We start from the raw sequence: 22,522 nt of genomic DNA, 5'->3' as shown, positions 1-22,522 counted from the left end.
GGTATTTCATTTGCAATAACTATTACATATTGTTAAATTAAACCAGCATTATGAAGAGAATTATTATTTCAGCAGCGCTGTTATTGCTGATTAAAGTTGCGAGTGCGCAACACGTTGAGTATGGTATAAAAGGCGGTGTTAACTTTGCAAATATCAAAGATGAAAATGCCGACAATAAAGCAGATGCAAAAACCGGGTTTAATCTCGGCGGTCTTGCTCATATCCATCTCACCCGGGCATTTGCCGTTCAACCAGAAATAGTGTACAGTACACAAGGTGCTGAATATAACGATGGCAAATTAAGATTGAATTATATTAACGTTCCTGTGTTGGCGCAATACATGTTTGCCGATGGATTTAGATTACAAACCGGACCCCAGTTAGGCATTTTAACAACCTCCAGTTTCAAAAGTGGTCATACAGAAACGGATGTAGACAACTTCAGTAACGCCGACTTTGGATGGGTGTTTGGCGCCAGCTATCTTAGCCATAGCGGCCTGGGCGTGGATGCCCGTTATAACATGGGTCTTACTGATGTTACGAAAAGCAACACCAATGATTTCAAGAACCGGGTATGGCAATTGGGTCTTTTCTACCAGTTCCATCACTAGGAAATACTTTTTTTCAAAAAGCTACACTTTAATGAAAGCGGCGCAGCCTTGCAGATTTCATCTCTGCCAGCTGCGCCGCTGATTTATTACTGCACTACTCACAATTTACTTTTTTATAATGTTAACAAATAAAAACAGCCGACCAGGACAGCAGTAATTATCGCGACAACTAAATTTGCTTTGTCAATGTATCCCTTCTTCAACATTGATGAACATCGTAACCATTCCCGGTTATACTATCAGAATACTCTACGTAATGTAATTTCCCTGTATTATTTACATAAGCCCCTCCCTTAACTGTTATTGCTGCAGTTGCAAGCAGCAGTCGAACCCGTTTGTATTCATTGACTATACGCAAAAGTTGATGGTACGATAATAAAGACAGCCCGCAGGGCAAGTCCCTCAAAGCAAATTCTATAGGATGAAGTTGGTGTGAGTTTTGGAAACCGTGTGCGCCCTTGTGTATTAGCTTTCCTGGAGTGCAAACTCCGGGGAAGCTTTTTTGTTTACCACACCAGTGGCTGCGGTTCGTTCTTCCAGAAAATTACCCTGAACTCTTCATAATGGTTGCCATTGCCAATGATGTGATTGTCGCGCTGACCTTCATTGAGCTTTAGTTTATGGATGATACCCGAACAGGAAGCTACCCATAAAGTTTTTTCATCTTCAGAAATCGTCATGCTGGTTATGGTAGAACCTATAAAATAATGCCAGCACTTTTTTCCTTCTTTATCAAATGCCTGAATGTGGCCTGCGGCATCGCCAAAGATGTAATACGCCGAAGTAGCAACGGCGGCATACACCCGGCAGTTTTTATCGATAACGGAATGCCTGGCAACACCCGTATTTATATCGGGAAACGTTGCCGTGGGAACACTGATGGTAGTGCCGGTATATAAATGGCAGGAGTTCAGTAACACCTGTTGCCCGTCTTTGGAGAACAACGCATAGTGCGGATAAGATGACTGTGGATCGATGGTGGCTATGTGGCTGCCGGTGCGGTTCAGGATCCGGTGGCCGGATGTTTGGTCGCCTACAGCAATGAAGTTATTGTCATACGATAGGGCCGCATGCTCCATGTCTATATAAGAACTCCAGTCCTTATCTTCCGGATCAGGAACGGGGTGGATCATGGAATGGCCGCTGGTGGTGAGCAGGTAAATGCCTTCGGAGGAAACCAGCAGCACGGATAACCCGTCGTTAAAGGGAATGAGTTGTGAAATGGGTAATGGAACAATGGGCGGTAATTTGAACTCAGCTATTTTTCTTCCTGCCCAGTTCTGATGAGTTGTTATAGAATTGGTTTTTGCAATGGCGTAAATATTATTCTGGTGCGAACGGCCAATTGCCTGGATGGATTCAGATAGCTTTTCAATGTTCCTGTTGGTCAATACATAGGCCCTTCTTTTTTCATAAGCGGAGCCGATCACAAACGCTATCGTATTTTCATTTATATAACATAGGTTTTCTATGTTTTGTCCCTGTTCCTGAATGATATTGATAAATGGGGCGTGGGCGGGCGGGTAAGATTCTCTGAACCTGTCAACAGTGCCTTCCCGGTTGGCTTTCTTTAAAAGCGATAAAACTTCCAGTGCCAGTTCATTGCGGTTATCTGCAGGTTCCCTGCCTGTCCAGTTGTGTACGCCATGCTCCTCAACAAATGCCAGCCGGGCATTTATCTCCCTTGCATAAGAATGCCCCTGTATGTTCCATTGTGTTTGCAATAAATGAATATTGTCCGCCGAGTTCATGCAGCCGATTCCTTTTTAATTTTCCCAAAATGTGACTTACAAGATCTATGACGATCCAGTTTGAGTAAAGTTGCAAACCGTAAAACTATAACAAGATTTTAAAATCCATAATAATTACTTAATAAGTGTGTTGTTTTGGTCGATAAGTGTGCAATTTTCGCCCATAGGCGTGTGGAGGAATGACACTGATTGAACAGTTTTTTGTAAATTCCACCTGACCTTTTGTGATAACTCAAATTAACTCTTCATGGCCTACGATTTGAAACTGGCAGACAGAATACGGGAATACCTGGTGCAATTCCCCAAATTAAAAATTGATGAAAAAGAGATGTTCAGGGGGCTCACCTTTATGGTGAACGGTAAAATGTGTGTTAGTGTGAGTGGCGAAAACCTGATGTGCCGGTTTGATCCTGCGTTGACGGAAGAGGTAGCCGAGAAGAATGGCTATCAACCCATGATCATGAAAGGAAAGGAATACAAAGGGTATTGTTATATCCACCCGGAGGGGTTTAAATCGAAAAAGGATTTTGAATACTGGGTGGGGCTGTGCGTTGCGTTTAATGAAAAGGCAAAGGCGTCGAAGAAAGCGAAGCCAAAGAAGAAATAGCGAAGCGACTTGTTAACGCCGCTTCGCCCGTCTTAAATTATATGATAACAGGATCTTCGTGTTTTTCCATCAACGCCTTGATGAACAGGTTGTATTCATCCCGCATGGGCAATTCATAATCTGTATACAACGCCCGCTTGTTTACCAATACTGTTTCATTCGTTTTAGGGTTGAACCCTTCTTTCTTAACGTCTTTCCAGTAAACACCAATCCCTCTTTTTTGCCAATTGGGCAATTCATTAAAGTTGATGCCATACTGGAATAAGATCTCATTCTTGGCGGCAGTACTGATGCCCTCGATCCTGGCTGTGGCTTCGCCCTGGGAAAAATTGTCTTTCCGCAACCGCCAGTAGCAATGTGCATTCAAGGCATTGCGGTGTGCGTCTTCATTCCGCCATCTGAAATAATCCTGCACCAATTGCTTATTCGGCAATTCTGAAAGCCTGCAATCAAAAGCTCCAACGGCACCGAGTAAGGAAGAGAATTTAGCGCTTGCTTCCCCGGCTAAGATTGAAATATACTTCCTTGTTTTTCTTCCAAATGCTATTTCATTAAAGTTGAACAGTAAGGAAATTTCATCGCTTTCGGTATAACCATAAATTACATTGAAGCCACAATTCATTAAGTGCTTAACCGTTTCAACCATCATGTCGCGAAATCTTTCATCAAAGGGCGCCTCGAATTTATGCACCTCTTTGGTAAGTTTGGTAAAACTGCGGCCATCGATTCTTGCCACGATATACATGTTCGGCAACACAGAACGGTCGTGCGAGGTTTCATACACCCGCATTATCATATCTAAGTCATCAAATTTCATTTGTCCATTCTTTTATAATGAAGTTCTAAAAGAGTCAGGTAAATTACAATTTATATATATACTAAGACTAAAAGAACAGATATGCCTGTAATAAAACCGTACGAACATTGTATCAAAAGCGAACAAACATGATCCGGTTGTAATGTATCAACCCATTGATAGTCACCGGATAATTAATTTGGCGTATTATCGGTGCAATAAAACAAAATATCTACCTGCATGTTCAACAATTATTTCAAAACGGCCTGGCGTAACCTGCTGAAGTATAAGCTGTTTTCTGTTATTAACATTGCAGGGCTTTCGGTTGGCATCACTGCCTGTTTATTGATCCTGCAATACGTGAGCTTTCACCTGAGTTTCGACCGTTTTAATGTGCATGCCAATGAAATTTATCGGGTAACCAACGACCGGTACCAGAATGGAAAGCTGATCCAGCATGGCACCATCACGTATTCCGGTTTAGGCAAAGCCATGCAGGATGATTTTCCGGAGGTGATTAACCATGTTCGGGTTGAACCCGCGGTTGGTATTATGATAAAAGGCGATAAAAAACTGGGCGAACAACAGGGGTATGCTGTTGATAATTCTTTTTTAAGCATGTTCTCATATCCGCTTATTGCCGGAGATAAAAAGAATGCTTTAACTGAACCCAATACCATTATACTTGCTGAAACCCTTGCCCGTAATTTATTTAAGGTGCAGGGCAACGATTTCAGCACAGTTGTAGGTCAAACAATGCAGAAGGATAATGACCCACCTTATAAAATAACCGGCATTTGTAAAGATCCGCCGGAGAACTCCCATCTGAAGTTTTCTTATATTTTCTCGTACTGTACTTTATATAAGACCTTCGGATGGAAAACGTCTGATTATGATTTTACAGATTCCGATTTCTGGCATTACGTTCAATTAAAGCCAGGCACCAATTACAAAAGACTGGAAGCAAAACTGGCTGCATTCAGTCAGCGGCATTTCCAGGGAAATAAAATTTCGGGCAGTGAGGAGAAATTCTTTTTGCAGCCTTTGATCAATGCGCATTTGTATTCCGACTACGAATATGAGATCGGTACAACGACCAGCGCGCGGGTGGTATGGTCAATGGTAATCATTGCCGCATTGATCATTTTGATAGCCTGGATCAATTATGTAAACCTGGCTACCGCCAAAGCCGTTGAGCGTGCCCGGGAAGTAGGGGTGCGGAAAGTGGCCGGCGCTACAAAAGTGCAGTTGATCAAACAATTCCTTACAGAGTCTTTGCTTATTAATTTGATTGCGCTGGTGGCAGCTTTAATCCTGATCAGCCTGGTGCAGCATCCGTTCAATGCATTGATCCGGCAACATCTTTCACTTGGGTACCTGTTCCATAACGGATTGAACGGTTTTAATGTAATCTCTTTATTGATCGCCCTTATAGTGTTGAGTATTTTTGTTTCAGGTTTTTATCCTGCTTTTGTACTTTCTTCTTTCAGGCCGATCAAAGTGCTAAAAGGAAAATACTTTTCTTCCGGGAAAGGCACTCATTTGCGGCAGGCATTGGTGGTATTTCAGTTTGCGACCACGGTGGCGCTTATTATTGGTTCACTGGTTGTATACCGCCAAATGCGGTTTATTAGTAAGCAAAGTCTGGGGATCAATCTTTCGCAGGTATTAATAATAAAACCACCCCAGTTGACCCAATGGGATTCCACTTTTATTGATAGGGAAAACGCCTTGCAGAATGAACTGAAACAAATATCGCATGTGCTCAATGTGGCTAATTCAGGATCGGTGCCTGGAGTGGAAATGAGCAGGTCTTTTGATCTTAGCCTGGTTGACGGTAAAAACACCGAACATTATACAACCCGCAGAGTAGGCGTAAGTAAGGAGTACATTCCTGTATATGATATAAAATTACTGGCGGGAAGGAATTTCGACAATACAGATTACAATCCCGATCCCGGCAAAGCGCACACTGTTATCCTCAATGAAAATGTACGTAAGTTGCTGGGCTTTAAAACGCCACAGGAAGCTATCGGTAAACGCATCCATCTGCAGGGCAGGCAATGGGATGTAATAGGCGTGATTGCCGATTTTCATCAAAAGTCATTGCGTTATCCGTTAGAGCCGCTCATCATGGGGCCGTTTTTCAGTACCTATAGTTCGCTTTCTGTAAAGGTGGCTACGAAAAATATTGAACAAACCATGGCCGCCATCAAAGCCAAATATGATGCTTTCTTCCCGGGCAACCTGTTCGACTATTATTTCCTCGACGACAAGTACAATCAGCAGTATGCCGATGATGTGCTTTTCGGTAAGATCTTCGGCATCTTCTCCGGGTTGGCGGTGTTGATCGCCTGTTTGGGTTTACTGGGATTATCGTTATATACTACCGTGCAGCGCACCAAAGAGATCGGGGTGCGAAAAGTATTGGGCGCATCCGTTTCCAACATTGTGCTGCTGCTGTCAAAAGATTTTATCAAACTGGTGCTGTTTGCTTTTATAATTGCCTCGCCTGTTGCCTGGTGGGTGATGAACAACTGGCTGAACGACTTTGCCTATCGCATCAATATAAGCGCCTGGGTTTTTGTGGCCGCCGGTTTACTGGCAGTGGTCATTGCATTGGCTACTATAAGCTTTCAATCTGTTAAAGCAGCCATTGTGAATCCGGTTAAAAGTCTTAGATCGGAATAATCAAAGGCGCCTCAAAAATGAAGGCGCCTTCTTATTTATAATGCACAGAACGTATTTACAACCAATTACAAGCTTGGCACATTGAAGTGCGTATAAGACGTAAAGCCCAGGAATGTTCTGTCGTTAGGCCATCCCAATGGGTCCTGTAACTCTCTTAAAGTTTTCAGGTTGGCAGTTTTATAATAGTTATAAGCTACTTCGGTTCCGGGGAATACAGGGCTGCTGGTATTACATACAGCGCAGTCTGCACCGTTATAAGCACTCAGCATATAATCGTAGCCTTTGCTCAGCAGGTTCGATCCTTGCGTGAACAAAGAGTTGTCGCCCTGAATTCTGGCCAGTTCAGCTGCATAGGCAAACGCCGTTAAAGAATACTGGAAGTGAACGCAGTCGTCGCGGTCGCAATATTCAGGAATGGTGCCATTAGACTGGATGATGATGGGCAGGTGGCTTTGGATGATATTATAACCGTTTTGGTAAACAGTGGTATTATCCAGGAAAATGCCAATACACATGCGGGCATAGCCGGCAGATGCATTCCAGTTATTGTTATACTCAGGGGTGTTGTTGATGTAGTTGTTCTTTACCAGGTTTATGTAATTCTTGAACTGGTTGATGTCGGCATCTGCCCAGCCGGAACCGTTGCCAAATGCTTTATAATAGCGCAGGATCTCGGCGGCAGCTACAAAGCTGGGCGTGGTCCAGGAAGCTTCCAATGAAGGTTGCAGGGCATTGGAGCCCGAAAGCACCGCATAATTCTGAAAGGTATATGACCAGCCGTTCAGGATGGCGATCGCCTGCTGGGCATACGTACTATTGCCGGTTTTAGCCCACCGCAATGCCAGCGCATACGCTAAGATGGCATCCTTTCTGATCTGGCTTTTTGATGCGGTAGTGGCGCCGTTAGAGCCCACGGTAACCGTGGCGTAAAACTGGGTAGGCAATGCGTTTTGGTTAATGTAATCCAGCACTTTGTTGTAAGCGGCCAGGCGAACAGGATCGTTGCCGCCATTTACTTCGGCCGCTACCTGGTCAAGGCTGGCCTGGGTGTTTAAGATACTGGGATGTACAAACGTAGTAATGGCTGCAACGTTAACCGTAGATTCCTCTTTGGGCGAAGGGTTTTGTACTTGCGCGCTTTCGTCCTGCTTCTTACATTTTAACATTAATGTTGACAATGCCAGCAATGCAATACCGGCATAGAGGGTCTTCCCATTTTTTCTCATGATGGTTAGAAATTTAAATGTAACAGAATTTGTTAGTTGAAGAAGGTGTGGGAGAAGTGCAAAAGTACTGCCACTATTTAAATGGTCGGTTCACCTGTTGATAAATCCGGTGGAATTTGGCTACGTCTAAACTACGTCAGCACAGAACCCGGATATAAATCCTTCATTTATACAACCTTTATTTTTGTAATAAAAGGCGAACGTATTTTTCCTAACTTGCTGTTTAAATAGTTTCATGAAAGTGGAAAATGATCAGGTAATTGAGATTCCTGTTGCTTCCCTGGCCACCCTGGAGCAGGAACGAAAGATCTTGCTGGCGCTTGGCACTGATATTGCCCGGGTTCGTGAAAAGAACGACCTGATCACCCTTTTCACCAAACAGATCAAAAGCTTTTTTTACTTCACGCATACTATTGTCACGCTTATTGAAAGCAAGGACGAAACCTATACCCCCTTTTTACTCGATGATGAACATTCGCCCATCAGGGATCATAAACGGTATGGCGAAATGGTGGCTGCGCATTTTTCATTGAACGATCCTTTCATCCAGTCGGTGCTGGCTGCGGATGGGCCCATCTCTTATTTGCTGGAAGATATTATGGACCTGCCGCATAGCCCTGCTTTTTTGCGGGTGAACTACGAGCGCGGGGTACGGGAAATACTGATGACCACCCTGCGGAATGAAGAAAAACCGGTAGGGTTTATTCATATCTATACAGACCGGGCAGAAGGTTTTTCGCAGGAATTCAGAAACATCATCAAAGGCATTTCTCCCCAGCTGGCAAGCGCCGTAGCCAACATCATTAAGAATGAGGAGATCCTGAGTAAAGAAAAGGAAAAATCGTTCCTGCTCGATTTCAGCAGCGAGATCGCATCTGTAAGAACAAAGGACGACCTGGCCCTGGCCGTTCATACGGGGCTCAGTAAATTAAATGCGTTGCGGGGATATGTTATCCGTAAAATAAACGAAGATGGGGAAACCCTGAGTACGTATATCTATGATCCGGGTATTGCCAATTTCGATGACCCCGAATGGGTGGCGCTTACAACCGCCCGCTTTCCTTTATTCGACGGGTTGCAGAACCGGGTGCTGGAAAGTTATATTCCTTTACTGTTCAGTGTTGAGCGGGAAGTGCAACGCGGCGTTACTTCTTCCTACCTGCATTACTGGAAAAAAGTGGGTTACAAAACCATGGTGGGCATCAGGCTGCACTACGGCATTACCAACCTGGGCATCCTGTGGCTGGGCATTGAAGAAATAAACATCCAGTTATTGCAGGGCATCTGTTTCCAGATCTCGGTGGCCATGGCCAATATTATAGCCAATGAGCAGGTAGAGAAAACACAGCAGGAACAGGCGTTCCTGCTCGATTTCAGCAACGACATCGCGCAGGTGAAAACAAAACCCGACCTGCAAGCCGCCATCTTCAAGGTGCTTGACAATGCATTGCATTCCAAACTGAGTATGATCCGGCTGATTGCAGAAGATGGATTCCACATGCCTTCCTATATGTTTGACAGTTCTTTGTTTGTAAAGGCCGGTATCACGCATGAAAAAATGGCTTCCAGTGTGATCACTATTGAAGAACCTTATTCGGCTAAAGTGCTGGCCAGCAAAGATGGGGTAGTGTTTAATATCGCAGAGGAATTAAAAAGCGACAGTGCTTATGCGAAATTATGGGCAACTACAGGCTTTAAATATGTGTATGCCCTGCCGTTGCGGGCTGGTAATAAAGTGCTGGGCACCATCTGGCTGCATTCCGACTGGTTAAGCCAGTTGGTGCTGCGGGGTATTTGCGCCCAGATCTCCGTGGCCATTGACAATATCCAGTCCAATGAAAAGCTGCTGGCCTGGAAAAAGCAACTGGAAGTAGAGAACGATTACCTGAAGGAACAGATAAAAAACATTTACAATTTTTCTGAGATCATAGGTTCGGGCGAAGCCATGCAGGAAGTGTACCGGTTGATGTCGATCGTAGCCACCACCAATACTACGGTGCTGGTATTAGGTGAAACCGGCACCGGCAAGGAGCTGATCGCACGCGCGTTGCACAATGCATCTCCCCGCAAGGAAAAACTGATGGTGAAAGTGAATTGTGCGGCCCTGCCCACCAACCTGATAGAAAGTGAATTGTTTGGGCATGAACGCGGCGCCTTTACCGGCGCGCTCGACCGGCGTATTGGGAAGTTCGAACTGGCCAATCACAGCACTTTGTTCCTCGATGAAATAGGTGAACTGCCATTGGAAGCGCAGTCGAAATTATTACGTGTAATCCAGGAACGGGAGCTGGAACGGCTGGGTGGCAAACAAACCATTAAAGTAGATGTGCGGTTGATCGCGGCTACCAATCGCAACCTGGAAGAAGAAGTAAAAGCAGGCCGCTTTCGCGCCGATCTGTATTTCCGGCTGAATGTATTTCCCATAAATCTACCGCCCTTGCGTGACCGCTCAGAGGACATGGAGCCACTGATCCATTTCTTTGTTGACAAATACAGCAAGAATACCGGCCGCAGGATCAGGAAGATCTCACCCAAAGTAATACAACAATTACGCAGTTATACCTGGCCAGGCAATGTGCGGGAGTTAGAGCACCTGATTGAACGCAGTGTGCTGCTGACCACCGATGGTGTGTTGCAGGAGGTATATCTTCCCAAACAAACAACTGCAGATAAACAGGACCTGGCCTTTATTTCAAACCGTACACTCGAAGAAATGGAGCGGGCTTATATCGTTGATGTATTGAAACGATGCACCGGAAAGATCTCCGGTCCGGGTGGTGCAGCAGAAATTCTGGACGTTCCCGGCAACACCCTGCACTCCAAAATGAAAAAACTGGGCATAACCAAGGCAGATTACTTTTCCTGACCCTACCTTACCCGCTTACTCCGGCTCTTCACTGTATATAGTGTAATCCTTCGTGCTTTCACTGAATACAGTGAAAAAAAACAGCATGGCTTTTACTTACGTTATTGATATTCATTTGGTTAATTGATTGGCATGTCGTTGGAATCTATATAGGATATCCAAACAATTAAAAAATCGAATTATGAAAATCGTAGTAATCGGCGGAACCGGCCTCATAGGAACAAAAGTAGTAGCAAATCTTCGTCAAGGGGGACACCAGGTAATTGCTGCTTCACCCAATACCGGTGTTAATACTATTACCGGGGAAGGCCTGGCAGAAGCCATGAAAGATACCGATGTAGTAGTTGATCTGTCCAATTCACCTTCCTGGGAAGATAAAGCGGTGTTGGATTTCTTTACCACCTCTGGTCATAATTTGCTGGCGGCAGAAGTAAATGCCGGCGTAAAGCATCACCTGTGCCTTTCTATTGTAGGCGTTGATCAAATGAAGAACGTTGGGTATATGCGGGGTAAAATGGCGCAGGAAGCCGAGATCAAAAAATCTACCGTGCCTTATACCATCATCAGAAGCACCCAGTTCCTCGAGTTCCTGCCAGGCATTGCTGCACAGGCAACAAAAGATAACGAAGTACACCTGAGCAGGTTAAAATTCCAACCCATTGCCTCGGATGATGTAGCCTTATTTGTAGCCAAGGCTGCTGTGGCTAAGCCGCTCAATGGCGCCATGGAAATTGCCGGTCCCGAACGTTTTGCTATGTACGAAATAGTAGAACGTTACCTGAAAGCAACAAATGATCCACGCAAAGTAGTGCCTAATGACGATAAGCATTACTATGGCGGTGAAATTGGGGAAAGCGACCTGGTACCAGCCGGAAAAGCAAACCTGGGTGAGCTCAATTTTGAAAAATGGATGGCGACCCAACTGACAAAAGCATGATCATTCTTCATTCTAAAAATCTGTTTTATGCTACGCGATTATTTTCATCCTTTCAAACTGAACCTGTGGCCAAAACCCCAGGAACCAGAAGTAGTGAAATTGCATGCGCCTGCACATGATACCATGGAAGGAGCAGAGTTTATGGATGATGCATTGCGCTTTGAAGACGAATTGCCGATGATGAAAACTGAAGTAAGCGTGGCGAGTGGAAGCCCTGAAAAATTGTTGTAAGGTTTCTTTATTCAATGCAATACAATGTTATGAACGTATTAAACCATACGCAGGATACTGCTTTGCTATTAGCGAAGCTGGCTGATACCATCAGGGAATTCCCTGACGTAGTTGACAGGTGCCTGCAGCAGAGCGGGGAGTATGAGATCTTCAATTCCCTGCATGGAACCGCCGACACTACGGAGCAGCATTTTCCTTCCACTTTCTGGGAGCGGCTTGGGATACGACATATCATTTCAGCTAATCGTAACAGCAAAACGGCCTCCCCGAACCAGGAGGCTATAGCAACGGAGAAGGATCAATGGGGTCACATGAGAAAAGATGATAGTATAGAGGCGCTTGCAAAATACTTCAGCAGCTGTTCTGTTGTTCAGTTTGCCGATTATGTAAGCGTGAAGAATGCAGCTTGTTTTTGGGATGGCCTTTTTGCTGATGTGATTAAAAAAGCGGTTGAAAAACAAACTATAGATTTTATTTTTCAATTAGGCGATGTTACCGGTCGGAGCGTATTTGAAATAGATGAAGTGCTTGATATAATTGGTCAGTATTCGAAGTATGGAAGCGTTAGCCTGGTGATGGATGAGCAGGAGGCGCTTACACTCTGGGAAGTGTTATGTGGCATCAATTACGACCCTCCGCCAATGGAAAAATTCCAGCTCCAGTTCGGTACCATGCATATTGACAACTTCCTGATATTTTACAACAACGGCATACTGTTGAATACAAAAGAAGGCCAATCCGGGTTTGCCGGACGGTCGTGGAATAACATCCACTCGTACCCGCATAGCCGGGAATTTTTCCTGGCAGGTTATCAATTGGGCTTATTGCTTCCCCTTACTATTCCGCACGCCATTTTGCTGGGCCTGGCCGTTTCAGGAACCTACCGGGCAACAGCATCCATACCCACCTCCCGAACCTTGTTAACTTATATCAACGATTGGATGCCGACCATTCATTAATCTGGAAAAACATCAGTTAAAAGCTGCTGGTTCATTATAAACGCGTTCAACAAACCCTAAACAAAATCACATGCAGGAGTTCTTAATTGCGATCCATAGAGATCTTACCAGCATGGATCCGGTACCAACGCCTGAGCAGATGAAAGAAGCGTTTAAACCGTACCAGGATTGGATCGCAGGCATGGCAAGCAGCAACAGGCTGGTAGCGCCGCCCAAACGATGGGATTTGGCAGGAAGAGTGATCACTGCTGCGGGCGTCGAGGAGGGACCTTATGTAGAGAAGAGAAATGCTATCGGCGGTTTATTTCTTATAAAAGCAAAAGATTACGATGAGGCCGTGGCCATTGCCAGGGAATGCCCCATCATTAAATATGGTGCTGTGGTAGAAGTACGTCAGGCTATTATAGCCTAGCAGTTGGTTGATAGATAGACACAGTCCCCGACGACTCGTCGGGGACTTTTTTTATACCCTGTATTTCTTTCTGTAGTCTGCCAATGAAAGGTCGGTATGCTTTTTAAATACCCTTCTGAATGCATCCGTGTCGTTGTAGCCTACTTCGTAAATGATCTCGTTGATGTTTTTGTTGCCCGTTTCCAGTTGCTTTTTGGCATATTCCACTTTCACCCGTTGAATATATTCAGCAATAGAATTGCCGGTGCTTTTCTTAAACCTTCTTTCAAAAGTTCTTCGCCCAACGGCCAGTTTTGTACAGAGCTCATCTATGGTATATAAAGCTTCCGGGTTGTTTTCAATGTATTCCTGGGCCTTCAGCACCTGAGGGTCGCCATGTTTTTTCTGACCCACGAAGATGATAAAGGGTTGCTGGTTTTTTCTTTCAATATCAATTTCAAACATCTTTGACGCCAGCACAGACATCTCCCGCCCAAGGTGTTTCTCAATCACATATAGGAGCAGGTTAAGATAGGAGAAGCCGCCGCCACAGGTGTAGATCCTGTTCTCATCAGTAATAATGTTGTCGTCTATGATGTGGATGTCGGGGAACATACTAACGAATTCATTTCTGGCAGCCCAGTGAATGGCGCATTTTTTACCATTGAGTAAACCTGTTGATGCCAGGAAGAACGAACCCACGCAAAGACAAACGATCTCTGCCCCGTTTTGATATTGAGATAACAGCCAGCTGGCGTATGGTTTGTTCTTTGCAAATGTTTGTGAGAAATCGCCGCAGATCAATGGAATAACAATAACATCTGTTTGGTTTATTGCTGCAATGGTTTTGTCAGCATGAATACTATAAAGCCCTTTGCTTAAAGCAGTATTCGCCTGCAGCCCCACCATTTCAATAGTATAAAACGGTTCTTTTCCCTGGTATTTCAGGAAATCGTTTATGCGCGTCAGGATCTGGTAGCTGCTGTCGATGCTCGACATGGTAGCGTCTTCCAATACCAGAATTGAAATATGCTTCATACTACAAATGTAAGCTTCCCGCCTGTCGTAATCAACAGGGTAAATTGTCGCATTTAGCCTGTATTAATTGGGTGCCGGGGGTGTAGTTTTACAAACAAATAATTAAATTATGAAAGCGATCGAGATCATTATCATTCCGGTATCGGACCAGCAAAAAGCCAAAGAATTTTATCTGCAACTGGGTTTTAAAATAATAGTGGAAGCCCCTGCCGATCATGGCCATACCTGGCTGCAAATGAGCCTGCCCGATGACCGCGCCACCATAGCCCTGATGCATTTTCATGGCATTATTGTGGAGACGAAGGATATTGAAAAAGACATCCGGGAATATAAAGCCAAAGGCGTCGAATTTGGAAAGATCGATGACCAGCCTTACGGCCGGTTTGCCTGGATAAAAGACCAGGATGGAAACGGGTTATGTTTGCACCAGAAATAACGGCAGACTGTACAGGAAAGCTGTTTAATTAAAAGTGGTATTTTAGAAGGCATGAAACCTTTCTTGCTCCTGTTGTTATTGCCACTTGAATTGCTTTGCCAAACGAAACAAAAGACGGTGGTGCTCACCTTCGATGATGCCCCGCAAAGCCATTATAGTTTTGTGGCGCCTATCCTGAAACAATACGGTTTTTGCGCTACGTTTTATGTATGTGAGTTTCCGGGCGTGTATCCCGATAGTACCCTCAGCCTTAACTGGCGGCAGGTGGGCGCGCTCAATACAATGGGTTTTGAAATTGGTAACCATACCTGGCACCATAAGCATGTGCCCAAATTGAAGGAAGAAGAGCTGGTTAAAGAGCTGGCTTATATTGAAGATAAAGGTGATTCATTGCATATTCCCAGGATGACAAGTTTTTGTTATCCGGCCTATTTTACCGATACGCTGGCGGTACGGGTATTGAAACAAAGAGGATATACCAATGCCCGTACCGGTGATGACCGGCCATACGATCCGGAAAAAGATGATCCCTTTTATATTCCCAGCTATACCATTCACAAGGGCAATAAGGACCTTTTTTATAAAGCGTTACAGGATGCCAAAGAAGGGCAGATCGTGGTGTTCTGTTTTCATGGGGTGCCCGATAACCCGCATCCCTGGGTGAGTACCGAGCCCGATACGTTTAAAGAATACATGCTATATCTGCACGACCATCACTATCGCGTGATCGCTATGCGCGACCTTAATTTTGTGAAGGGGCATTAATGCAGACTGATAACCCTGGTGATTCTCCATTGCCCGTTTTCGCGATGCCAGATATGAATAAACCGGGCATAATGCGGTGTGCCCGTATCGTTTTTACTATGGAACCGGTGATAACCCATTTCAACGGCGCCGTAGTTTTCGATGGGGTATACTTCTATACTCCCTTTTAATAACTCGCGGGTAACTTTACCACAGATGTTATTCTTTAGTGCGTCTATCAGGGCTTTCTTGGAGGTCATCAAACCGGTTCGGTCGTGGTAAAATTCAAGATTGTCTGAGATGAGCTGTTCCTGAACATCGAGCCTGCAGTTATTATAGGAATCTTCCCATACGCTATCCATATGCACAATGCTGTCGTACAATTCTTTTGATTCCGGTTTATAAGGTGGTATCTGTTGCTGCCATTGGGCGCTGGCTGAGGAGCAGGAGAGAACCATTATTAAAAGTATGATGAAGTTCACTTTTATCATATAAGTTTTTTTGTGTTGGACTCATCTAAATTAAAACAGGTTACACAGGAAAGGCACGATTTTTTCGGAACAAACAGCATGAGAACAGAAAAAGAAAAAATGCTGGCCGGCGAGCTGTACAACCCGCTTGATGAACAACTTTCAGCTGAACGGGCTGAATGCCCGGTTGCTGTTGGCAGCCCTGAACGAAACAAGAGAAGACGAAACCGCCGAACGCAGCAGCCTGCTCAGGGAATTGCCCCTGCCGGTACTCAGGTATTTAGGCACCTCCACTTTTCATCACGATCATCACGATCATGTGGAACATAACTTTGGTTTTTACACCAGTATATGAGACAGGTTGTTTGGTACTTTCAAACAATAATTGGTTACTCACTTCTTAATGCCTTCACCGGATTGGCCATGGCTGCCTTAATTGTTTGGGAAGCGATGGTTAATGCGGCGATCACAATGGAGGCCAGCATGGCTGATACAAATATACCGGCGCTGATTTGGATATGATAGGCAAAGTTCTGTAGCCAGTTGTTCATCGCATACCAGGCCAATGGTGCGGCAATTAAAAAAGCGATCACAATAAGAATGATAAATTCTTTTGAGAACAGGTATACAATGTTGGGGAGCGAGGCGCCCAGAACTTTACGAATGCCTACTTCCTTCGTACGTTGAATGGCCGCAAAGGTGATCAGTCCATATAAGCCAAGACAACCGATCAGGATGGCGATGCCTACAAAAAATCGAAACGCCGTATATAACTTCTGTTCCTGTTTGTAAAAACCGGCGATCCGTTCATCTAGAAATTCATAAGTAAACATTTCATCAGGGAATAACGACTTCCACGTTTTTTCAATACTGCTCATGGTTGTCACAATGGCGCCTGGTTTCAACACCACGCTTACCCTGAAAAAGCGTTTCATATTATAATCGATAATCAGCGGTCTTCTGGCTTTGTGTTTTGATTCGCTTTGAAAATCTTTCACCACACCGGTAATGGTAACTATATCGCCGCTGCCCTTAAAACGAACGCCCAATGCGTCGTTGGGTTGTTGAATACCTAACTTATGGATCAGCGTTTCATTTACTACTACATGGTGCAGGGTATCAGCCGGGTCTTTGCGGCCCATTTTTTCGCCAGCCAGCATAGTGAGGCCAAACATCTCCGTATAATTTTCATCGATCAATTTTACTTCAGTCACATCGTCTTTATCGATGCCGCGGTCAGGTGCGGAAAAAGGAGCGAACTGGCTATTGAAACTGGGCTCACCGGTTGAAAAGCTGATTGCTTTTATGCCCGGGTTGGCCTGCAGCTGTTGCTGTAGCACATCATGCTTTTTCCGGTCAGGGATAAAAAAGGAAACGATGGCTTCTTTATTAAAACCAAGGTCCTGGTTCTTGAAAAAATCCATTTGGTACGCCACTACCAGGGTTCCGATGATCAACACCTGCGAAATAACAAACTGTAACACCACCAAACTTTTGCGCAGGGAGAACCCGCGCAGCTCAGGCGTTTTCCTATTCCTGAATGCTGTTATGGGATTGAAGGCTGATTGAACAAACGCGGGGTATAAACCAGCGCTTAGGGTGAGTAAAATGGTGATACTGGCGATGAACAGTAATACCTGTGGCTGTAACAAGGTGTCAGCACCTAATTTTAATTCGAGCCAGTTGCTTAAGCTGGAAAGGAATAATGCGGCTAATGCGGTACCTAAGATGAGCGCCAGCAAAACCAGCGCCATGGTTTCGCCCAGGAACTGTTTTATCAATTGCAGGCGGTCGGCGCCCATTACTTTTCGTACGCCTACTTCCTTTGCACGTTTTATAGACTGCGCAGTTGACAGATTGATAAAGTTGATGGAGGCGATCAATAAGATAAGCAGTCCAACGGCGGCTACCGCCCAATACGAATCTTTTGAAACAGTAGGCATGTCGGGGTTATGCAGGTAGCGCGTGTCGTAATGAATGTCGGTAAGTGGTTGCAGGGGAAGTCTTGCTTCCTTTGCCATGTCTGCCCCCCAATGCCGGGCAACAAAAGCCGGCATTTGACGCTGCATTTTATTGATGTCGTAATGTTCGGGCGTAACAAAATAAGTAAAGCCGCCCATGATCTGGTAAAAATGTTGTTTTACCGGGTCGATATCCTTCCTGATCGTTTCAAATGACACCAGGAACTGAAAGGGGAGATGCGAATTGGGAGGCGGGTCTTTGATGATACCCGCTACCTTCAGATCAAATTGATTATCCAGTTTTATAACCTGGCCCATGGCATCATGCTTGCCAAAGTATTTCTGCGCCAGGCTTTTGGTAAGTACTATGGTGTTAGGTTCCGATAACGAGCTAGAACTTCCCTGCAGCCATTGGTGATCGAACACCTTCATGAAGTTGCCGTCAACAAAACAATATTGCTTTTCATTGTACCGCTGTTCACCCACTTTCACCGTTCCGTCCTGTTGAAACCATACCTGGGTAACTTCTTCAAGTTCGGGAAAGTCATTGCGGAGATTGGGCGTGATCACCATCGATACGCTGGGGTTGAAATCGATGGCATTCAATGTAACCCTGTACGTGCGGTTAGCCTTACTGTTATACTGGTCATAGCTCAGTTCGTTACGCACTACCAAAAAGATAATAATGCAGGCGGCAATACCCAGGGTCAGTCCGGATACATTCAACAGGGTGTAACTAAAATTACGTCGGATGTTCCTGACGGCGGTAAGGAAGAAATTGCTGATCATGCAAATTTGGCTTTCATGGTGAATGTAAGTACGAGATTAGTCGTAAATAATATGCCATACTTTAAACCTATGAAAGCCAAAATGCTAAACATAGCATTATGGCCGGGCTGTACGGTTATGATACAGTCACTGTACGGTTTGGGAGGGCGCCCAAACTTAATCGTTCATAATTTGTTGTATATAGCAGATCAAGTTATTGTATCGTATTTTGCATCTAAATATCAACGATTTTGGAAAGAAAGGGAGCTGTACCAGAGGAAGTAACACTTAAAGACCGGTTCAATGCATTGAATAACCTGCCCCAGTTTTTTAAACTGGTGTGGCAAACAAGCCCTGCATTAACGATTGCCACAGCATTTATCCGCATTATCCGTTCGGCTATCCCTGTTGCTATCTTATATGTTGGTAAATTAATAATCGACCAGGTTGCACACCCAACCCATAGCAGTAGTGATTCACATGCCTATTTGTGGGAGCTGGTGATCATTGAATTGATCTTGGCGGTAGGGTCGGATGTATTAGGGCGCGCCACTGCCTTAATTGATAGTTTGCTGGGCGATAGGTTCTCCAATTATACTTCCATTAAAATTATGCACCATGCGGCCACGCTAGACCTGGAGCAGTTTGAAGATTCTACTTTTTATGATAAGCTGGAAAGGGCGCGGCAGCAAACGACCGGGAGAACGGTGCTGCTGTCGCAGGTGTTAAGCCAGGTGCAGGACCTGATTACCGTGACGTTTTTGGCGGCGGGGCTGGTGGTGTTTAATCCCTGGTTGATCCTGATCCTGATTATTGCCGTATTACCGGCATTCTTAGGGGAGGCGCATTTCAATGATAAAACCTATTCGCTTAGCAGAAGACAAACGCCCGAGCGCAGGGAGCTGGATTATATGCGCTATATTGGCGCCAGTGACGAAACGGCCAAGGAAGTAAAGTTGTTTGACTTGTCGGGCTTTTTAATTGACCGGTTCAAACAGTTATCGGATCAATTTTACAAGGATAATAAACAGCTGGCCATCAAACGTTCGGTTTGGGGCGCCGCGTTTTCGTTGTTTGGCACCTGCGGGTATTATGGCGCGTATGTATTCATTGTTTACAAAGCCGTACAGGGCAGCATTACCATTGGCGATCTTACTTTTCTGGCAGGTTCGTTCAGACAATTAAGGGCTTTGCTGGAAGGGATCTTAACGCGCTTTACCGCATTGTCACAGGGTGCTATTTACCTAAAGGACTTTTTTGAATTCTTTCATATTCAGCCAAAGATCATTCATACGGGTAAGTCACTTCCATTTCCTAATCCCATCAAAGAAGGATTTGTTTTTGAAAACGTAGGGTTTAAGTATGTGAATTCAGAGAACTGGGCCAACAGGCACCTGAGTTTTACCCTGGCAGCGGGTGAAAAACTGGCGCTGGTAGGGGAGAACGGTGCCGGAAAAACAACGCTGGTGAAATTGCTGGCGCGGTTATACGATCCTACTGAAGGCCGCATTTTACTGGATGGGCACGACCTGCGGGAATACGACCTGGTTGAACTGCGTTATAACGTAGGCGTTATTTTCCAGGATTATATCCGCTACCAGATGACGGTTTCACAAAACATTGCCGTAGGGAATATCGAAGAAAAAGAAAATGCCGGGCTGATCGTACAGTCGGCAAAGAAAAGCCTGGCCGATCTGCTGGTACAAAAATTGCCAGGCGGTTATGAGCAACCATTGGGCAAACGGTTTAACCAGGGCGTGGAGCTATCGGGCGGCGAATGGCAAAAGATAGCCCTGGCAAGGGCCTACATGAAGAATGCGCAGTTGCTGATCCTGGATGAACCAACAGCCGCCCTGGACGCCCGGGCGGAATATGAAGTGTTTCAACGCTTCTCAGAACTAACCAAAGGGAAAACCGCGGTGTTGATCTCGCATAAATTCTCCACCGTTCGCATGGCCAACAGAATACTGGTGCTGGATAAAGGCGAGCTGCTGGAGATAGGCACCCACCAGGAGCTGTTGCAAAAGAATGGCCGCTATGCAGAATTATTTTACCTGCAGGCAAAGGGGTATCAATAATCAAAAGCCTTTCTTCCCATCTGCCGTATCGGGGTTGCCGCTGAGGTATTTATTCAAAAACTCCAGGGTTACCTTTGCTGCCTTCATTTGATTTTCTTTTTTTCTAAAGCCATGACCTTCGTCGGGGAACAGCACATATTCAACGGGTGTGCCGTTCTTTCTGGCGCCGGCAACAATTTCATCACTTTCTACCTGCAACACGCGGGGGTCGTTGCTGCCTTGCAAAACCAGCAATGGTGTTTTGATCTTGTCGGTATTGAAGAGCGGGGAAATGGAACGCAGCCGCACCGAATCGGTAGCCGGGTCACCCAGTTCTTCGTATAATGCTTTGCGAAAACTTTCCCAATAGGCAGGAATGCTTTGCAGGGTCCGCAGCCAGTTGGTTACCCCAAACAGATCAACTCCCACCTTGAATTCGGCAGGGTATTGAATAATACCGGCCAGCGACATAAAGCCGCCGTAGCTGCCGCCATAAATACCAATGCTTGTGGGATTGATGTAGGGTTGCTGCGCCAGCCACTTCTTACCCCATACACAATCTTTCAGGTCTTTATCACCATGGTTCCGGTTGTCCATTTTATAATACGTTTTGCCGTAGCCGCTGCTGCCCCTGTTGTTCACGGCCAGGATGGCATAGCCATGGTTCACGAAATATTGAATGGCCTGTGAATAGCCGGCAGTGCTTTGTCCGCCGGGACCGCCATGTACCCAAACCAGAGCCGGTACTTTATTGCTGGCGGTTGCATTCTTTGGTTTATAATAAATGGCCGGGATCAGCAGTCCGTCGAAAGATTTAAAGCGCACTACTTCTGCATCTACCAGGTCGTTGGGATCGATCTCAGGATTGAGCGAGTTGGTTAGTTTGTCGAGCTTTTTCGAAGCGAAGTTGTAGGCGTACAAATTCACCGGTGACCGGTCGCCGGCAATATAAATGACCATGCTTTTTTCAGTTGGCGAAATTCTTACCCCCTGTACATAGCCCTCTTTAATGGCGGGGAAGGCTAATTGTTTACCGGTTTTGTGATCGTATAACAGGACCTTATTTCTGCCATCTTCATTAACGCCTATGACGTGGTATTTACCGTTCTTGCTGGTATACATGTATTCCACATCCCATTTGTCACTAAAGATCTTTTGTTGTTTGCCGGTGGCAAGATCATACTTTAATAAATAAGTGAATTCACTGCCTTCGTTGGTGGCGTAATAAAACGCGCTGTTATCAAGTTCAAAGCTTTGCGGTGAATAGGTGGCTTCTGTTTCGGCCGACAGTTTCTTTAATTCATTGGTTTTGCGGTTAAGCAGGTACATGTCATTTTTGTCGGAGGTAATGCTTTTTGTAAGCACCAGCCAGTTCTCGTCGGGAGAAATACTGGCAACATCCAACCCTTTATCATTCTGATAAAGCAGCACCGGCTTCCAATCGCCGGGGCTCATTTTATACAGGTCAAAAAAACGGGCATCGCGTACATTACTGGAGTAATAAAAAGCGGTCTTTGGATGGTTCCAGTTAAAGAAATCAGCTTTCTCTTTTACGCCCGGTGTTAAGTCGGTAACAGCACCATCAGCTTTTTGCAAATAGATATGTGTATTCTCATTGCCGCCTTTGTCGGCCGAATAGAGGAAATCGCTGGTGCCGGGAATATAGTCGATGGAGAAATAAGATTCCTTGTCAGAGCTGGTCAGTTGTTTTTTGGCTTTGGTGGCCAGGTCAATTTCGTATACATTGAAAATGCCGGAGCTGTTATCATGAACAATTATTTTATTCTCGGCATTATTGAAATTGCCCCCGCCGAAGGCAATGGTTTTATAAAATTGCTCAATGGTGTATTGCTTAACCGCTGTTTGGGAATAGCTGTTGAAAGCAAAGCACGCCAAAGCAAAAGCAGTCAGGATCGGCTTCATGGTGGTAGTTTTAGAACCATAATTTACAATTTCTTTTTGTAAGCATGTGTGGTTTTCAA

At 45.1% G+C, this 22,522-nt stretch carries 19 protein-coding genes; 12 read left to right on the top strand and 7 right to left on the bottom strand.

The genetic code is table 11. The features are described 5' to 3' along the window. Positions 1 to 50 precede the first annotated feature (50 nt). Complete coding sequence (locus NIAKO_RS25605; RefSeq protein ID WP_014221357.1) at positions 51 to 611, top strand: porin family protein; 561 nt, start codon at positions 51 to 53, stop codon at positions 609 to 611. 506 nt (positions 612 to 1,117) lie between these two features. Here NIAKO_RS25605 and NIAKO_RS25600 read toward each other — a convergent pair. Then, positions 1,118 to 2,362 carry a WD40 repeat domain-containing protein gene (locus tag NIAKO_RS25600; RefSeq protein ID WP_014221356.1) on the bottom strand — a complete coding sequence of 415 codons (1,245 nt, stop codon included), beginning with the start codon at positions 2,360 to 2,362 and terminating at the stop codon, positions 1,118 to 1,120. A 247-nt stretch (positions 2,363 to 2,609) separates the two neighbouring features. On the opposite strand from NIAKO_RS25600, the gene NIAKO_RS25595 reads away from it, so the two are divergent. Beyond that, positions 2,610 to 2,969, top strand: coding sequence for a TfoX/Sxy family protein (locus NIAKO_RS25595; RefSeq protein WP_014221355.1), 360 nt, complete (start codon positions 2,610 to 2,612; stop codon positions 2,967 to 2,969). A 37-nt stretch (positions 2,970 to 3,006) separates the two neighbouring features. On the opposite strand, the gene NIAKO_RS25590 is transcribed toward NIAKO_RS25595, so the two are convergent. Continuing rightward, positions 3,007 to 3,786, bottom strand: a complete 780-nt coding sequence (locus tag NIAKO_RS25590) for a tRNA(His) guanylyltransferase Thg1 family protein (protein WP_014221354.1) — start codon at positions 3,784 to 3,786, stop codon at positions 3,007 to 3,009. 219 nt (positions 3,787 to 4,005) lie between these two features. Here NIAKO_RS25590 and NIAKO_RS25585 point away from each other — a divergent pair, with 219 nt between their 5' ends. After that, positions 4,006 to 6,456, top strand: a complete 2,451-nt coding sequence (locus tag NIAKO_RS25585) for an ABC transporter permease (protein WP_014221353.1) — start codon at positions 4,006 to 4,008, stop codon at positions 6,454 to 6,456. Between the two features lie 65 nt (positions 6,457 to 6,521). Here the strand turns inward: NIAKO_RS25585 and NIAKO_RS25580 are convergent, their stop codons facing one another. After that, a complete protein-coding gene (locus NIAKO_RS25580) occupies positions 6,522 to 7,682 on the bottom strand; it encodes an alginate lyase family protein (protein ID WP_014221352.1) in 1,161 nt (386 codons plus the stop codon). Between the two features lie 235 nt (positions 7,683 to 7,917). Here NIAKO_RS25580 and NIAKO_RS39400 point away from each other — a divergent pair, with 235 nt between their 5' ends. The 5 genes from NIAKO_RS39400 to NIAKO_RS25555 all read left to right on the top strand — a co-directional run bounded on the left by NIAKO_RS39400 (position 7,918) and on the right by NIAKO_RS25555 (position 13,087). Then, the gene (locus NIAKO_RS39400) at positions 7,918 to 10,548 is read left to right on the top strand and encodes a sigma 54-interacting transcriptional regulator (protein WP_014221351.1); all 2,631 of its coding nucleotides are present in this window, start codon (positions 7,918 to 7,920) and stop codon (positions 10,546 to 10,548) included. Between the two features lie 181 nt (positions 10,549 to 10,729). Further along, complete coding sequence (locus NIAKO_RS25570) at positions 10,730 to 11,485, top strand: SDR family oxidoreductase (RefSeq protein ID WP_014221350.1); 756 nt, start codon at positions 10,730 to 10,732, stop codon at positions 11,483 to 11,485. A 27-nt stretch (positions 11,486 to 11,512) separates the two neighbouring features. Then, positions 11,513 to 11,716, top strand: a complete 204-nt coding sequence (locus tag NIAKO_RS25565) for a hypothetical protein (RefSeq protein ID WP_014221349.1) — start codon at positions 11,513 to 11,515, stop codon at positions 11,714 to 11,716. A gap of 29 nt (positions 11,717 to 11,745) precedes the next feature. After that, positions 11,746 to 12,675 (top strand): hypothetical protein, encoded by a 930-nt coding sequence (locus NIAKO_RS25560; RefSeq protein WP_133055299.1) that lies wholly within the window; start codon positions 11,746 to 11,748, stop codon positions 12,673 to 12,675. A 70-nt stretch (positions 12,676 to 12,745) separates the two neighbouring features. Beyond that, positions 12,746 to 13,087: a YciI family protein gene (locus NIAKO_RS25555; protein ID WP_014221347.1), complete on the top strand. Its 342-nt coding sequence runs from the start codon at positions 12,746 to 12,748 to the stop codon at positions 13,085 to 13,087. Positions 13,088 to 13,138: 51 nt separating this feature from the next. Here NIAKO_RS25555 and NIAKO_RS25550 read toward each other — a convergent pair whose 3' ends face one another. Next, positions 13,139 to 14,104, bottom strand: a complete 966-nt coding sequence (locus NIAKO_RS25550) for a GlxA family transcriptional regulator (RefSeq protein WP_014221346.1) — start codon at positions 14,102 to 14,104, stop codon at positions 13,139 to 13,141. Positions 14,105 to 14,213: 109 nt separating this feature from the next. Here NIAKO_RS25550 and NIAKO_RS25545 point away from each other — a divergent pair, with 109 nt between their 5' ends. Beyond that, entirely contained in the window at positions 14,214 to 14,540 is a 327-nt protein-coding gene (locus NIAKO_RS25545; protein WP_014221345.1) for a VOC family protein, read from the top strand. 51 nt (positions 14,541 to 14,591) lie between these two features. Continuing rightward, positions 14,592 to 15,305 carry a polysaccharide deacetylase family protein gene (locus NIAKO_RS25540; protein ID WP_014221344.1) on the top strand — a complete coding sequence of 238 codons (714 nt, stop codon included), beginning with the start codon at positions 14,592 to 14,594 and terminating at the stop codon, positions 15,303 to 15,305. On the opposite strand, the gene NIAKO_RS25535 is transcribed toward NIAKO_RS25540, so the two are convergent. Beyond that, positions 15,302 to 15,775, bottom strand: coding sequence for a nuclear transport factor 2 family protein (locus NIAKO_RS25535; RefSeq protein ID WP_014221343.1), 474 nt, complete (start codon positions 15,773 to 15,775; stop codon positions 15,302 to 15,304). The two genes, NIAKO_RS25540 and NIAKO_RS25535, sit on opposite strands and share 4 nt — an antisense overlap. A 78-nt stretch (positions 15,776 to 15,853) precedes the next feature. Here NIAKO_RS25535 and NIAKO_RS38210 point away from each other — a divergent pair, with 78 nt between their 5' ends. Continuing rightward, a complete protein-coding gene (locus NIAKO_RS38210) occupies positions 15,854 to 16,084 on the top strand; it encodes a maltose acetyltransferase domain-containing protein (protein WP_207622409.1) in 231 nt (76 codons plus the stop codon). A gap of 59 nt (positions 16,085 to 16,143) precedes the next feature. Here the strand turns inward: NIAKO_RS38210 and NIAKO_RS25525 are convergent, their stop codons facing one another. Further along, the gene (locus tag NIAKO_RS25525; protein ID WP_014221341.1) at positions 16,144 to 18,504 is read right to left on the bottom strand and encodes an ABC transporter permease; all 2,361 of its coding nucleotides are present in this window, start codon (positions 18,502 to 18,504) and stop codon (positions 16,144 to 16,146) included. Positions 18,505 to 18,734: 230 nt separating this feature from the next. Between NIAKO_RS25525 and NIAKO_RS25515 the strand changes: the two genes are divergently transcribed. After that, positions 18,735 to 20,561, top strand: a complete 1,827-nt coding sequence (locus NIAKO_RS25515; RefSeq protein ID WP_014221340.1) for an ABC transporter ATP-binding protein — start codon at positions 18,735 to 18,737, stop codon at positions 20,559 to 20,561. Here the strand turns inward: NIAKO_RS25515 and NIAKO_RS25510 are convergent, their stop codons facing one another. After that, positions 20,562 to 22,463 carry a S9 family peptidase gene (locus tag NIAKO_RS25510; protein ID WP_014221339.1) on the bottom strand — a complete coding sequence of 634 codons (1,902 nt, stop codon included), beginning with the start codon at positions 22,461 to 22,463 and terminating at the stop codon, positions 20,562 to 20,564. Positions 22,464 to 22,522 lie beyond the last annotated feature (59 nt).

The organism is Niastella koreensis GR20-10 (genome assembly GCF_000246855.1).
Lineage (GTDB): Bacteria > Bacteroidota > Bacteroidia > Chitinophagales > Chitinophagaceae > Niastella > Niastella koreensis.
Note: the sequence above shows the minus strand (reverse complement) of the source record. Positions and strands in the feature narration are given on the sequence as shown.

Coding starts and splice junctions, on each gene's coding strand:
- NIAKO_RS38210 (WP_207622409.1), top strand. CDS start 15,854: ATGAGAACAGAAAAAGAAAAAATGCTGGCCGGCGAGCTGTACAACCCG.
- NIAKO_RS39400 (WP_014221351.1), top strand. CDS start 7,918: ATGAAAGTGGAAAATGATCAGGTAATTGAGATTCCTGTTGCTTCCCTG.
- NIAKO_RS25560 (WP_133055299.1), top strand. CDS start 11,746: ATGAACGTATTAAACCATACGCAGGATACTGCTTTGCTATTAGCGAAG.
- NIAKO_RS25585 (WP_014221353.1), top strand. CDS start 4,006: ATGTTCAACAATTATTTCAAAACGGCCTGGCGTAACCTGCTGAAGTAT.
- NIAKO_RS25565 (WP_014221349.1), top strand. CDS start 11,513: ATGCTACGCGATTATTTTCATCCTTTCAAACTGAACCTGTGGCCAAAA.
- NIAKO_RS25595 (WP_014221355.1), top strand. CDS start 2,610: ATGGCCTACGATTTGAAACTGGCAGACAGAATACGGGAATACCTGGTG.
- NIAKO_RS25590 (WP_014221354.1), bottom strand. CDS start 3,786: ATGAAATTTGATGACTTAGATATGATAATGCGGGTGTATGAAACCTCG.
- NIAKO_RS25605 (WP_014221357.1), top strand. CDS start 51: ATGAAGAGAATTATTATTTCAGCAGCGCTGTTATTGCTGATTAAAGTT.
- NIAKO_RS25580 (WP_014221352.1), bottom strand. CDS start 7,682: ATGAGAAAAAATGGGAAGACCCTCTATGCCGGTATTGCATTGCTGGCA.
- NIAKO_RS25600 (WP_014221356.1), bottom strand. CDS start 2,362: ATGAACTCGGCGGACAATATTCATTTATTGCAAACACAATGGAACATA.
- NIAKO_RS25535 (WP_014221343.1), bottom strand. CDS start 15,775: ATGATAAAAGTGAACTTCATCATACTTTTAATAATGGTTCTCTCCTGC.
- NIAKO_RS25545 (WP_014221345.1), top strand. CDS start 14,214: ATGAAAGCGATCGAGATCATTATCATTCCGGTATCGGACCAGCAAAAA.
- NIAKO_RS25540 (WP_014221344.1), top strand. CDS start 14,592: ATGAAACCTTTCTTGCTCCTGTTGTTATTGCCACTTGAATTGCTTTGC.
- NIAKO_RS25525 (WP_014221341.1), bottom strand. CDS start 18,504: ATGATCAGCAATTTCTTCCTTACCGCCGTCAGGAACATCCGACGTAAT.
- NIAKO_RS25570 (WP_014221350.1), top strand. CDS start 10,730: ATGAAAATCGTAGTAATCGGCGGAACCGGCCTCATAGGAACAAAAGTA.
- NIAKO_RS25555 (WP_014221347.1), top strand. CDS start 12,746: ATGCAGGAGTTCTTAATTGCGATCCATAGAGATCTTACCAGCATGGAT.
- NIAKO_RS25550 (WP_014221346.1), bottom strand. CDS start 14,104: ATGAAGCATATTTCAATTCTGGTATTGGAAGACGCTACCATGTCGAGC.
- NIAKO_RS25510 (WP_014221339.1), bottom strand. CDS start 22,463: ATGAAGCCGATCCTGACTGCTTTTGCTTTGGCGTGCTTTGCTTTCAAC.